The sequence below is a fragment of the Clostridium beijerinckii HUN142 genome, assembly GCF_000621745.1.
Classification (GTDB): Bacteria; Bacillota; Clostridia; order Clostridiales; family Clostridiaceae; genus Clostridium; species Clostridium beijerinckii_A.
Window position 1 is genome coordinate 40,031 of the sequence record NZ_JHXK01000009.1, and the last position, 13,113, is coordinate 53,143.

The 13,113-nt window shown below is 31.4% G+C and carries 19 protein-coding genes; 4 read left to right on the forward strand and 15 right to left on the reverse strand.

All coding sequences use genetic code 11. The features are described from left to right. Nucleotides 1-267: 267 nt before the first annotated feature. The 7 genes from T483_RS0103380 to T483_RS32005 form a co-directional block, all read right to left on the reverse strand. Complete coding sequence (locus tag T483_RS0103380) at nt 268-1,083, reverse strand: EFR1 family ferrodoxin (RefSeq protein ID WP_026885569.1); 816 nt, start codon at nt 1,081-1,083, stop codon at nt 268-270. 71 nt (nt 1,084-1,154) lie between these two features. Beyond that, nucleotides 1,155-1,316 carry an ArsR/SmtB family transcription factor gene (locus T483_RS28685; protein ID WP_035789966.1) on the reverse strand — a complete coding sequence of 54 codons (162 nt, stop codon included), beginning with the start codon at nt 1,314-1,316 and terminating at the stop codon, nt 1,155-1,157. A 311-nt stretch (nt 1,317-1,627) separates the two neighbouring features. After that, nucleotides 1,628-2,065, reverse strand: a complete 438-nt coding sequence (locus T483_RS30065) for a MerR family transcriptional regulator (RefSeq protein ID WP_051560279.1) — start codon at nt 2,063-2,065, stop codon at nt 1,628-1,630. A gap of 156 nt (nt 2,066-2,221) precedes the next feature. After that, entirely contained in the window at nt 2,222-2,356 is a 135-nt protein-coding gene (locus T483_RS32410; RefSeq protein WP_278247395.1) for a hypothetical protein, read from the reverse strand. 92 nt (nt 2,357-2,448) lie between these two features. Beyond that, nucleotides 2,449-2,637, reverse strand: a complete 189-nt coding sequence (locus T483_RS0103395) for a hypothetical protein (RefSeq protein ID WP_026885570.1) — start codon at nt 2,635-2,637, stop codon at nt 2,449-2,451. Nucleotides 2,638-2,668: 31 nt separating this feature from the next. Beyond that, nucleotides 2,669-3,109 carry a DUF2809 domain-containing protein gene (locus T483_RS0103400; protein WP_242841791.1) on the reverse strand — a complete coding sequence of 147 codons (441 nt, stop codon included), beginning with the start codon at nt 3,107-3,109 and terminating at the stop codon, nt 2,669-2,671. 10 nt (nt 3,110-3,119) lie between these two features. Next, nucleotides 3,120-3,314: a DUF6688 family protein gene (locus tag T483_RS32005; protein ID WP_026885572.1), complete on the reverse strand. Its 195-nt coding sequence runs from the start codon at nt 3,312-3,314 to the stop codon at nt 3,120-3,122. 76 nt (nt 3,315-3,390) lie between these two features. Between T483_RS32005 and T483_RS0103410 the strand changes: the two genes are divergently transcribed. Beyond that, on the forward strand, nt 3,391-3,663 hold the full coding sequence (locus T483_RS0103410; RefSeq protein ID WP_026885573.1) for an FtsW/RodA/SpoVE family cell cycle protein: 273 nt from the start codon (nt 3,391-3,393) through the stop codon (nt 3,661-3,663). Nucleotides 3,664-3,787: 124 nt separating this feature from the next. Here T483_RS0103410 and T483_RS0103415 read toward each other — a convergent pair whose 3' ends face one another. Continuing rightward, entirely contained in the window at nt 3,788-4,357 is a 570-nt protein-coding gene (locus T483_RS0103415) for a TetR/AcrR family transcriptional regulator (protein ID WP_026885574.1), read from the reverse strand. Between the two features lie 254 nt (nt 4,358-4,611). Between T483_RS0103415 and T483_RS0103420 the strand changes: the two genes are divergently transcribed. Further along, a complete protein-coding gene (locus tag T483_RS0103420; RefSeq protein ID WP_026885575.1) occupies nt 4,612-5,586 on the forward strand; it encodes an NADP-dependent oxidoreductase in 975 nt (324 codons plus the stop codon). 385 nt (nt 5,587-5,971) lie between these two features. On the opposite strand, the gene T483_RS31475 is transcribed toward T483_RS0103420, so the two are convergent. The 3 genes from T483_RS31475 to T483_RS0103435 form a co-directional block, all read right to left on the reverse strand. Then, nucleotides 5,972-6,283, reverse strand: a complete 312-nt coding sequence (locus tag T483_RS31475) for a hypothetical protein (RefSeq protein WP_026885576.1) — start codon at nt 6,281-6,283, stop codon at nt 5,972-5,974. A 95-nt stretch (nt 6,284-6,378) separates the two neighbouring features. Then, nucleotides 6,379-6,957 carry a cyclase family protein gene (locus T483_RS0103430; RefSeq protein WP_026885577.1) on the reverse strand — a complete coding sequence of 193 codons (579 nt, stop codon included), beginning with the start codon at nt 6,955-6,957 and terminating at the stop codon, nt 6,379-6,381. A 71-nt stretch (nt 6,958-7,028) separates the two neighbouring features. Further along, the gene (locus tag T483_RS0103435) at nt 7,029-7,490 is read right to left on the reverse strand and encodes a MarR family transcriptional regulator (protein ID WP_026885578.1); all 462 of its coding nucleotides are present in this window, start codon (nt 7,488-7,490) and stop codon (nt 7,029-7,031) included. Nucleotides 7,491-7,906: 416 nt separating this feature from the next. Between T483_RS0103435 and T483_RS0103440 the strand changes: the two genes are divergently transcribed. Further along, complete coding sequence (locus tag T483_RS0103440) at nt 7,907-8,587, forward strand: TetR/AcrR family transcriptional regulator (RefSeq protein ID WP_026885579.1); 681 nt, start codon at nt 7,907-7,909, stop codon at nt 8,585-8,587. Nucleotides 8,588-8,615: 28 nt separating this feature from the next. Continuing rightward, nucleotides 8,616-9,395 carry an acyl-CoA thioester hydrolase/BAAT C-terminal domain-containing protein gene (locus tag T483_RS0103445; protein WP_026885580.1) on the forward strand — a complete coding sequence of 260 codons (780 nt, stop codon included), beginning with the start codon at nt 8,616-8,618 and terminating at the stop codon, nt 9,393-9,395. Nucleotides 9,396-9,661: 266 nt separating this feature from the next. Here T483_RS0103445 and T483_RS32010 read toward each other — a convergent pair whose 3' ends face one another. The 4 genes from T483_RS32010 to T483_RS0103465 all read right to left on the reverse strand — a co-directional run bounded on the left by T483_RS32010 (nt 9,662) and on the right by T483_RS0103465 (nt 13,080). Continuing rightward, nucleotides 9,662-9,946, reverse strand: a complete 285-nt coding sequence (locus T483_RS32010) for a hypothetical protein (protein ID WP_026885581.1) — start codon at nt 9,944-9,946, stop codon at nt 9,662-9,664. 272 nt (nt 9,947-10,218) lie between these two features. After that, the gene (locus T483_RS0103455; RefSeq protein ID WP_026885582.1) at nt 10,219-11,586 is read right to left on the reverse strand and encodes an MATE family efflux transporter; all 1,368 of its coding nucleotides are present in this window, start codon (nt 11,584-11,586) and stop codon (nt 10,219-10,221) included. Between the two features lie 84 nt (nt 11,587-11,670). Then, complete coding sequence (locus T483_RS0103460) at nt 11,671-12,108, reverse strand: MarR family winged helix-turn-helix transcriptional regulator (protein WP_026885583.1); 438 nt, start codon at nt 12,106-12,108, stop codon at nt 11,671-11,673. 555 nt (nt 12,109-12,663) lie between these two features. Continuing rightward, a complete protein-coding gene (locus T483_RS0103465) occupies nt 12,664-13,080 on the reverse strand; it encodes a DUF1761 domain-containing protein (protein WP_026885584.1) in 417 nt (138 codons plus the stop codon). Nucleotides 13,081-13,113 lie beyond the last annotated feature (33 nt).

Consider the following 13,113-nt stretch of genomic DNA (forward strand, 5'->3'; position numbering starts at 1 on the left):
ATTTAGTTTACAATAGTAATTTATTCCGCAATATGTTGAATATCAGATCAAACTAAAAGTTAATACAGAAGAAAAATATTATGATTTTGATCATTTGTAATATATATACATAAAAATACCGTAACTGAGAGAAACCTAATTTAAAATTGTTATATAATGTTTTACTTTTTTATTGTAATTATCGTTCAATGATTTCAAGTGTTAGAGTGAATCTATTCCACCTCATACCGTATCAAAACCCGAATAACTTTTCAGCATTCCCGTGAGCTATCTTTTGCATTCAGCCGCAGATTCACTCATATCTTTTACAGTTACAAGAGGATTTGTATACCGTTTTTTACGCAAGGTTATATTTTTATATTCAATTGCATTTTTCGGACACCAATTGATGCACGCAAGACATTGCTGGCATCGATCATTCCATTTCGGTCTCCCGTTGACGATTTCAATATTGTTTACTGGACATACCGATTTACAGCGTTCACAGCTTATGCAACGATTGTCAACCTGAAAGTTTTTTGCTTCGTTAATCAATTTGGAAGCCAATTTTTCTTTTTTGAAAAAAGAATATGGATGTACATGTTTCAATAAGGGTTTTTTCTCAATTCCTATCCGTTTACGTACTTTTATTATTCCAGCGATCTCTTTTACCTTTAGTTTTTCCTGTCTAAACAAATCGTCTCTCTTTGAATCGCTTGGAGGCTTTATCCCCAAAGGGTTGATGATATAGTTATACGGTAATAAAAGGTGAAAACCGGCAGCCAATTCAGTTCCCTGCTCGGACAAAAGATTTGAAAGTTGAGTTAAAGCATAACCTTGAAATGATCTACTGTTAACAACAGCAAAAATATACTTCGATTTGTTAAGTTGTAATTTTTTTATGAAATCCTGTACGATAACAGGCATAACCTGGTAATATAAAGGAAATACGAAACCTACGCATTCACCCGATACATCAATCTCAGATTCTTGTATCGCTTTAGGAATGGATATTATCCTAGCATCCCCTATTTCATCAGCAAGATCACGTGAAAGCATCAGACTGTTTCCAGTACCTGTAAAATAGAATATTGTTGTTCTCATGTTTTTAATCCCCTTCCTTGATTGTTTTAAACTTCAAAAACTAACGAATTATAAAATAGGAATTACATTTTTTATGTCTGCAGATTCAATAATTTAGTTACTTCATTCACAATCTCTTCATTAACTTTACAGAACAAAAACTTACCCCTTTTCTCGGTATAAATTAACTCAGCATTAGCCAATTCCTTAAGATGATGTGAAATAGTAGGAGCACCAATGTTAAAGCACTTCATGAAATGCGAAGCAAAGCATCCTTTTTCTTTTAACAAAGCATTTGCTTGAGGAATGGCATTACCAGTTATACCGAGACAGGTTGCAACAGCAAATAGGTATGTGTTGTCCTATTTCAACAGACTAGATTTGCTTAAAAAATCTGAAACCATGATCAGCAACCCCCACCCATAGGTCGGAAATACAAATCCTATACGTTCATAGCCGACAGGTAATTCAGTATCAACGCCTTTCTGAATCGCTGTAATTTCACAATCAGATAATTTCCGCCGCAATATGCATGCTGTTTCCCGTGCCAGTAAAAAAGTATATTCTATTCACTATTGTTACCTCCTGTCATCGTTTGATAGACATCTGTAACAAATTTATCAATTTTAGCCATGTCAGACGGACTTTTTTTATTTTTCATTAGCACTCCTGCTTGATCAATAAATCCAACCATTGAATGATAAAGTTCGATCCTTTTTAACAAATCCGCTTTCTTCTCACTCATAATATGCAATAACAATGGGCAATTGCTAATATTACGCTCACGTTTGAAATCTAATACCTCCTTTATTTCCAGCAAAGTGAAACCACTGAATTTCAAAACTTCTGTGTATTGAAGGTGGAGGACATCCTGCTCTGTATAGTAGCGGTATCTATTATTTGCCCGTTGAGGTACGACTAATCCAATTTGGTCATAATAACGCAAGGTAGCTTTGGGCAGTATAAGCATTTTTGATACTTCTTTAATGGTATATTCCTTCATACAAACCCTCCTTGTGACAATAATAACATTAAAGTATACTTGAATGTCAATAGCTGTTTCTATCAAAGGTGTAAAAATGCACCCCCTAAAATTCGGAAGAATAAATGAGTTATTCTGAGTCCAAGCTTAATATTGTTTCAGCTTCACTTAATTTTGTTAATTCAACACTTGTCCTCCATAAATTTTTCCTATTTTCTTTGTTATATAGGAGAGCTCTGAAGATTTTATTTCTCTTGTACCTTCAAAATATCTGCCTGTAGTAACTTTAAATTCAGAATTAATTACCAGCAATGCTAATGCTTTACCTGATATATTACATCATTAACATTTAGTAAAATTAAAGTTAAAATTGGAAAATAAATAATTATATCTAGATGTGCAGTTTATGTATATTTTATAAATAAGGACGATTTACCTGCAGTCATTACGACTGAAAATAAGGTAGTTTTTTCAGTATCCCATCTTTCTAAGCACGCAAGTACATATTGATTTATTACTTCTATCTCCCTTAACTTTTCCACTACATCCGGTAAATTCTCATCTATATTTTTAAGCCAACTACTTACTGCCATAGCCATTCCTCTTCAAGCAAATTCCCTTCGCTCATAAAAACCCCCGGAGTTTTTGTGGATTTAATAAGCTTTTATAATTCCAGCTTAATATCAATGCGGTTCCAGCCAAATAGCATAATATATCTTTCCAGTCACATGTAGAACCAATGATAACTCCAAGCACAGACTTCCTTCCAATTTTAAGAATATCAATCAGGTTAGCACCCTGTAAAAGCTCTATACAAACTCCAAATAAGAACAATCCCAATGGAAGATATAATATTGTAACTTTGTTGTCCTCCACCCAAAACATCCGTATAAATGTGTATAATAAAGGAATTATTAGCACATCTCCTCCATAATCACGAATAAAACCGTGATGCATAAATACTCCAATAAATATCTCAATTATCAGCAACATGACAAACATAATTATATATTTTATATGCTTTTTTATTATTCTCACCACTCTTTCATATTTACTGTAAACCAATTTTTATTCCTTATTTTTGTGGCAGATACTGCACTGCAATCCGATTTTCAGGATTCACATCACAGAAATACAGTACTATCAAAAACAGCCATTCTAATGGCTTCACAATAAAATACACCATATCTGCCATACATGAACAATGTATCATCTTCGCAATCGGAAATCCATAAGTATCATAAAAATGCCGGATATTCTTATGAAACATTGGTGTCCTCTCTTCCAGAATCTGCTCAAATGCATTATTACAGCCATCTGAAGTGGCTAAGTTTTCTATAATTTTAATGTTATCTAAATTATTAGATGATATGAATTGTAATATTAATGATTGGAAAAACCTTGGAAAAATTTTATTTTATGCTGCACTTCCTATGGGGTTAATTTTAATTCAAAAAGATATGGGAATGACAATGGTATGTTTCTTTATTATTTTAGGTATGATGTATATAGCTGGATTAGATGCGAAAATAATATTAAGTGGATTTACTACCATGGTATTGACCATTGCTCTTTTATATTCTAAACATTATGTACCGGTTGTGAAAAAAAATAGGTAGGCAAAATAATTACCCACCTACTACTCGATTGCCAAACTATAGCTGTTTTTCAGCAAATTCGCTTCGCTCATAACCCCCCCCGTTTTTTTGTGAAGGAAGAATAACTGAACTTGATACAGTTTGATTAATTAGGATACGGTGAATTAGGCATAACTTGAATACGTTCCAACAGTGACCACAATTGTTCTGCTATATCATTAGCTGGAATAGGTATTGATTCGATAATCCACCATTCTAGTAAACCAACAATAGCTGAAGACAGAAACTGTAACGTCACCTCTTTGTTCATATCTCGTTTTATGCTGCTGGCATCTATCACCTTACTAAGGTTACCTAGAATCACATCCATCATGAGGCTTCTGAAAGCAGGGATTCCTTTGTTAACTAACAAAGTAGTATATATGAAAGCATGTTGTTCCAAATACTCAAATGTGCGAATAATAAAGGATTTTGAAAGTAAAAGCGTAGTACCGTCGAGAGTCATGCAGCTTTCAAATAATTTTTTAAAATAAATATCAATACATTTATCCAGCAAATCAAATTTGTCAATGTAGTGCAAGTAAACGGTTCCTCGGCTAACATCTGCTCGATCTGCTATTTCATTAATTGTAATATCTTCAAATTCTTTCTCTGCGAGCAGTTGGATAAATGCTCCGATAATTGCTTTTTGTGTTTTTAGTATTCGTCTATCCATAAGACCCTCCTTAAGATATTATGTGATTTTTTCAATAAATTTAACTATACGCATTTTGCTATATGAAATATTTATTAGTTAATGAACGATAAATGAAATTTTGTTAATTAATGAACAATTGCAGTTATTTTAACAATTGAAGCGAACAAGTAACTTTGTTAATATCACATTATCAGACAATAGTTAATAAGTAAACAAGTGTTTATAAATTATTAATTGGCTGAAACAAACTTTAAAAATAGGAGGAATTTATTATGAAAGCAATTGTTTTAAAAGAGTACGGAATTCCAGCGGTTTTACAGGAACAAGAGATAGATGTACCAGTAATTACAGAAACACAGGTTCTAGTAGAAATGTATGCTGCTTCAATCAATCCAGCAGATTCTGTATTACGTTCTGGGGCTGTTAAGGATATTTTACCAGTTCAGTTGCCGTATGTTCTCGGTGCTGATCTTGCCGGTGTTGTCATTGAGGTTGGAAGTAAAGTAACCCATTTGAAACCTGGCGACCGTGTTATGGGTATTCCTACTAACAACGGTGGAGCCTATGCAGATTATGTAGCAATGGAAGAAAACGCACTTGCAATAATCCAACCCGGAATGTCTTTTCATGAAGCTGCTGCATTGCCAACGGTTGGTTTGACTGCCTGGCAGTCTTTGTTTAAGTATGCTAAACTACAACCTGGACAGCGTATTCTAATTCATGCAGGCGCTGGCGGTGTAGGACATATTGCTGTTCAGCTCGCTAAACAAGCAGGTGCATATGTGATTGCAACAGCCCGTGAATTTAACCATGAATTTGTGCGACAATTAGGTGCCGACGAGGTAATTGATTATACCACAACTGATTTTACAAAGGCTATAAATAGTTCTGTAGATATTGTACTAGATATGGTTATGGATAGATCAGCTACGGTTCTAGATGCAAAAATAGGTGAAACTGGGCGAAAAAGCTACTCTGTTTTGAAGGATGGAGGCACGCTCATTTCGCTGGTAGCCATGGCGATTAATGAACATCCACAAATTCGCGGAATTAAAGCTCAATTTGTTCATGCAGAACCAAACCACGATGATTTAGTGTCTATTCTTCAAAACGTCCATGACCAAAAATTGAAGGTTCATTTGAGCGGAATTTTCCCATTTACATCTCAAGGATTAGCCGAAGCGTACCGTGAGTGCGAAACAGATCCTAAGAGGGGTAAGGTAGTAATTCAGAGAAAGCAAGGTTAGGATTGTAAAAATCTAGTAAACCTTTTAATCCCTATGTACAAGATATTGTGATGCTGATGAACCACATCAGCATCATCAGGAAAAGTAAGCTGAATAGTTTTTGCCGTATGGCTTGCTGTATCCGAGAAGAAATTTCTTGTGCTCCAATCAAAATACCATCCAAGCCCGCGGCTTGGATGGTATTTTGATTCATACTTCATGTGTTGTGAATAATTCATGAGGGATCTTTTTATTTGGATCATATAAATTGACCATAAAATTATAGCATTATATAATTAAGCTATGGTTAAGTATTATTAGAAGTAATGCCCTAAGTGAACTAGGTTCTAACTTACTATCTCTTAAACGCAATCATATTAATTAAGTGTATTCAATAATATTTATTTTACATAAGGAGATTATTATGAACTATTTTAAATCTAATAAATAAGCCTGGGAAGAAGCATTTGAAAAGGGTGGTCTGAAGAGGTATGCGAAAGGTTGCAAAATGAAACATATCCATTCCTATAGTAAAATCACTGTTAAGCATCTTGCGGTACATAGCAATAATATCCTTTTCCAACACTTCTCCCATTGACTTCGTTTCTAGTGGGATTACTGGAATTCCTGCTTGAGCTGCCAGGTGTATATTTTGTTTCAATTCTGTGGCAATATTAAGTAACGTGCTTTCACTTTTTGCTGTCTCTATATCCCTCATACCCGTATTCTTACAAAATTTATCCCAATGTGACGATCTTGTACACGTATCCTTAACATACTATCAGTAATTATTTGTGTAATGACGATTATAGTTTAAACTTCTGCAATAACTCTGCATGGAAGCCCTGAAAAACCACTCATATTCACAGGAAAGGTATATGCTGTAAAAGCGTTGCTGTTTGTAGTTTCATAAAGCAAATCTAAATTATTTAAATTTTCGATTATAAATACTCCCCTATCAGCGCAGTATTGATCTATCCTTAAATGATTCTCAGGACCTTTTGCTCCTGCCATGTCCACACCTATAAAACTCACATTCTTACCAATCAAGGCATCAACTAGTTCATCTGATAATTCTATATAAGTTCCGAAATATTCCTTTGCCCCATATCCGAATTCATTTAATATTCCTGAATAAAAGATGATAAAATCATTGGGCTGAATAACACTTAGATCTATATCCTTTATTGTCACCTCTCCAGTTTTAATGTGCCTAATATCAAATACTATTCCTCTTGTAATGATTTTTTCTATGGAAAATTCCTTATCCCTAGCATCAAAATGAGTTCCTACATGCCCTGCCTTATCAAGATCAGTCCCAAAGGCCTGGGCTCCAAGACCTACCGCTTCTAAAACTTTTTTGTCTACTTTGCAACTTAAATCAATTTTCATACAAAAACCTCCATTCTAAAAATTTAATTTCTAAAAAATAATCTTACTTAATTAGACCAAACATAAATTAATTAATACATGTTACCATCTTTCTCTATATCCTTAAATGTATTATCTATCAGAGAGTTTATATCATTAAGAAATCCTAATATAATTACTTGTTCATCTTCAGTATATTTTTCCACAATAGATTTTTTATCTCTTTGGATTTTATCATGTAATTTTTTGTGAATCTTGTATATCCTTTGTCCTGATTCTGTTAACTTATAATATATTTTTTGTTTATTTCCAGTTTCCTGATATTTCTCAACAAGGTCCTGACTAAGTAATTTCTTACACATTTTTGTTATAGCACCTGTGGTCATCTCCAATTCATTGGAAATCTTAGTCACATTAGCATCTTCATTATCTCCTATTATAGAAATACAATGAATTTGAGAAATACTAAGTTCCCCATCAATATTAGGAGCAAATAATTCAGTGTTTTCTTGAATTTTCTTTAAAGAAAATATGATCTCATTTTCAATATTCATTATTAATCTCTCACTTTCTTCCCTGGAAGTAACTTAAGCATATCTCAATCTTTCTTCCATGTCAACAAGTTTTTAATTAAATTAAAATTATAATTCACTAGGTGACACTCTGTAAACTTGTCAACTTATTTTGCTCAATCTTCAAATTGAAACATTTCTTCAAAAATAAAACAGCCCAGGAGCATTTATACCTCTTGCTTCGGGCTGTTTTCGTCTTTACTTATGATACGGTTCTCCATAATTACTACAAATAGTACTTTTTCTTTTTATTTTTCAACTCGAAAAACATATTATGTAATTTTTAAAAGACGCTTATAATATTATTTTCCAAATTTTATATTGACAGCCTATATTTTCAGGATTACAATAAAAATGAATTTGAATTCAAATTCATTTTTGTTAAGGAGTGAATTTTTGTGGACAATATTATTTCAAGAAAAACAGAAGATAAAAAAGAATTAAAGAGAAAAGCAATCTTAAAAGCAGCTGCTGATGTTTTTTCCAAAAAGGGATATATAGACGCCTCTATAAAGGATATTACTAATGAAGCTTCTATATCTGTAGGTTCTTTTTATTCTTACTTTAACAACAAAGAAGAGATATTAATACAAATCTTTGATGAAATTTCAAATATGAGTATGAAAGCTGCTTCAGAAATTTCAAAAGCTTTAAAAGATAATGTAATCGAACAATTTACAAGTTCAATGACAAGTGCAATCTGTATATACGTAAAAAATAAAGAATTTGCCAAAATATTGTTTGTAAAATCTATGGGAATTAATGAATTATTTGAGAAGAAACGTTCAGAAATCCTAGACAGAACAACTGTTTATTTAAAAATGCTGTTAGAACATTTAAATCAAAAACATTTATGCGTTATAGATAATATAGAGATAACTTCAGTTCTTCTTACACATAGCATATTTGGGGTAATAACCAATTGGCTTGATGAAAGACTTAATTGTAGCATAAAAGATATGATTTTCTCTTTATGTACTTATCATCTCAGGGCTTTAAATATAGATTACACAGCTGAGAATATTAATAAATATATAGATAACGTTCTTACATCGGATTATAAAGAACTTCTTAACTAAAAAATTCAAATTATGGAGGTATAAAAAAATGGAACAATACAGATCAAAGGAAATTTACGCAGACTTTTACGAAAATGAGGGAAAACCATTAGCAGTTATTATGAGTGGAAGTGTACCTGGGCTTCCACCTAATATAAGTGATGATTTATTAAATTATTTAAAGCAGAATTTTAATCTTTTACTCTTAGCGTACTATGGAATCGGAGATCTTCCAAAGTCTCTAGAAATGGTTCCAGTGGAGTACTTTACAAAAGCTATAAACTTTATTAAAGAAAAACACAATGTACCTGACAATAAATTAATTATTATAGGTCAGTCTAAAGGAGGAGAAGCTGCTTTAGTGTTAACAAATTACATGAAATCTGCAATCACTATCGCCTGTGTTCCTAGTTCATATGTTTTTCAGGGCTTGCCGGAAGATCTTTTTAGCATCTACAAAGCACAGCCAAAAGCTTCATGGTCCTTTAATAATAAGGAATTACCATATATCAAATTTAATATTGATGAAGCTGCTATGGATGATGCAAAAAATAATAATTTTTGCAGATGTCATGAAATTTCCATAGAAAAGAATTTTAATCCAGATGCCGTAATAAATATAGATTCATATAAAGGTAAAGTACTGCTTATTTCATCTGGAAATGATTCATACTGGCCAAGTAAAAATATGTGCAATACTCTAGTTAAAAATAGCAAAAACAAAGATAATATTAAGCATATTTCCTTAAACTTAGAAGGCCATAGCTTCTTAAAGTATGATGAATCTGTAAAAGAAATAATAAACTATTTAAAGGCGAATGTACAATAACTTTAATAATCCATCCACTTTGCTTTTAGGAGTCTTAATGATTCTACATTTTTTAATAATGTCATAAATCTACAAAAAGAAAACCACCCGCTTAAATTTAACAGGTTGCTTTCTTTTTTATCAAAAGTGCCTCTCTTTTCAGATTTAATCTTTTATTTTGTCCTAGCCTATTTGAAAATATCCACCACAAACTTATTATCCGAGAACTTGAACTTTGCAAATTTAAAATTCTCCTCCCATTATTTTACCATTTCATCATATGTCATTTAGTAAAACTCTCTATCGAAAGTAATGATGCTCCTATAAGAAGGATTAATACTATATGTGATATCTTGTATTTGACCTTGTAGTTCTTTTTTTTCATTATCTTTAAAACTGGTCTTGTCCAATACCACATCAAAAATAACAATTTCTAGAACAAGAATAGAAGAATTTATTATTATCCCAACATTTCCTCCAAGAGTCCTGTAAGATTGTCTGACTGATTGAAAATTTACATTTTTGTGGTCTTTCACAAATTTTCTTATTAAAAAATCAAAAATAGATTTCATATATTTCGCCTTCCACCGTTTTATCTTATTTGCTCCACGTATGTTTATATATGCGTTTAATCAATAAATTAACACTGAAAACTAACTTAATAATCCAGTATATTATCAAATATTATACTGCAAAATTCCTTATACAGTATAATAAACAGCTCATATGCTAATGAGCTGTTTATCTTATTATATATTTAGAGCAAATGATAGGCAAAAAAACTCATTTATTTTCATGTGCCTTACTTTATTAAAACTAGGTAGTTATACAGACACAATATTTATTAATGCTGGTTTGCTACTACTTGATTCTTTTTTATTTTATTATTAAAAATAATGTATAGTATTGCTCCAGTTAAAAAGGTAATTATTTCTGTAATGGTCATAGACCATATAACACCATGCAATCCATAGAAATTATTCAATACTATTATGACAGGAATAAAAAGAATCCCTTGTGTAATTCCCATAATTGTTGATGGTATTCCTTGACCTGATGCTTGAAAAATTCCTGTAAATAATGTAGTAAATCCATTGAAAAGTGCGGAAATAAGCATGGCTGTCATGATATAAACTCCAACAGTTAATACTGATGAATCATTAGAAAACAGATGAATAATTACATTTCTAAAAATAAAAACTAAAGTAACAAATCCACCTGATAATCCTAAAATCCATAAAGCTGATTGTTTTATACTGTCTTTTAATCTGTTAAAGTTTTCATTAGAAAAATTATATGCAATTAAAGGGATAATTCCTAATGCGAGTCCCATTGCAAGGAATTCTGGTACTTGTACAAGTCTCAAGGCAATACCAAAACTAGCTACTACACTTTCTCCATATCTAATTGAATAATTATTCAAAAGAAGAGTTGTAATAATTAGAAAACCAGCTAGGAACAATTCAGAAACCCCAACTTTATATATCTCTATTTTATCTTTAAGAGAAATATTAAAATTCTTAATAAATCCTTTTAAATTCTCACTTTTTGTTTCCAAGTAGTAAATATAATAAATTGATGAAGCTATATTAGCTAAAATCATTGATAATGCTACTCCTACAACATCAAATCTAAATACTAGTATAAATAATGGGTCAAATATAAGACCAAAAATTGTACTTACAACCATTCCGAACATTGATTCTTTTGATGCTCCTTCTGCTCTCACAACTTGCTCCAATGCGAAGTTCATTATAATTGCAAAACCACCAATAAACATAGTTAAAGAATAACTTTTTGTATAATTAATAATAGCAGAAGTATCTGCTCCCAAAATCTTAACAATAGGATTAAGTGCTATAATAGCAATTATTCCAAGCAAAATTCCTATGATAATACTACTATAAAAAGAATATCCAGCTATCTTCTTAGCTTTATCTTTATCTTGTTTAGCAATAAGACGAGTTATAAATGTTCCGCCTCCAGCTCCTAACATATTTCCAAAAGCCATTAATATAGTGAAGATTGGTAGTCCTAAAGTGATAGCAGTTAACATATCTGTATTGTTTAATAGTCCAATAAAAAAAGCATTAATAACGTTATATATTGTACCTACTGACATACCGATCATCATAGGAATAGATAAATGTGCAATTGCCTTAGTAATCGGTGCACTTTCTAAATAATATTCGTTTGAAAATTTTTGTTTCATAATTTCATCCTCCATAATAAGTATTATTAGAATTCGTATTCTTAGAATTCTAAGTTTTTAGTTATAAGTTATTATATTAATAACTTATAGATTTCTATCTACTTTCAATAACAAAGCTAACAAAGTTTCCTTCTCTTGTTCCGTCAAGTTTGCAATAATATTTTCCTCTGCCTCAGCTACCAATTTATTAAAATCTTCTATGAGTTCAGCACCTTTAGGCAGTACATATATATATTTTTGTCTCTCATTTTCTTTAGGAATTCTTCTTTCAATATATCCTTTTTTCTCTAATCCTTGCAGCATACTTGTAATACTTGCTTCTGTACGTTGAAAGACTTTTGCCAAATCTTTTTGAATAATACCACTGTCTTGGTGTTCATAAATATAACCAATCATACGTCCTTGTTGAGAATTCAATCCTAACTTTTTTACTTTTTCATCAGAACTGAGTTTCATTTTTATCGCAATACTTCTAATTACTTCTGAATATGGTGTTTCTATCGAGTATTTAGAATTAGTCATTCAAATCCCTCCTAAATTTTACTTAGAATTCTAACTATTTATAGTTTAACAATTAGACTTTCAAGTGTCAATATTTATTTTTTATAATTATTTCTATATTTATAATATTTATTTTTTTACATGCTATCTTTTACTTATGATGCGTTTTTTCGCATCAGTATCAAGTGATAACACTGTTTTCTTTCTCACTTGTATAACTAATTCTTTTGTTTAAAATAGGAAGCACCGCTTAGATACTTCCCATCATTCTACTTTTAACTCTCACACCATAAAGGAATTTTATATCGAACCATAACTATTTATGTTTCCACTAATTAGAAATCTTTATTAATTCAATTCTTAAGTACTCTTTAAACTCATTAAATAATAATTCATTATCTGAGTTATTATTTATTTTGCCTTAATGTGAACCTTTATTTCTAAGTATTCTAATCTTATGTAGAACTTCCGAATCATTAAGGTTAATAATTGATTTTCTTTAAATTAATTATATTCTTAAACTAGGATAAACACTTCACTCATCCTCATTCCGTCGCCAACATGATAATTTTGCTATTATTTTATAGCTACAAGAATTAAGCTAATAATTAAACCTGAAATCATAAAATAACTTCCACTAATAACACCGTACAAAATTGGGCGAGGTATGTTCGGATTTATTCCGGTATTGACTGTCGTTGAAGCCAATAAACCAATTCCAACAACTCCACCAAAGATAATTGCATCAACAATGGATTCAATCCTGAAAGCGTAAATCAAAATGGCCATGGCCACTGTTGTAAGTAAACCACACACCAATGGACCAATAATAAATATGGGAGCTGGCTTTTCACTTTTACCTTCCTCTTTTCCTAGTGCAATAGAATAGGCCTTCCCAAAAATTGCAGTAAACCAAAATCCACCCACTAAGGAGTTTGCTATTGTTGCAAGCACAACTGCAATCCAATTAATTTCATGTATTATATTAAACATAATTTCCCCTCCTATTTGTTAAACAATCTACTT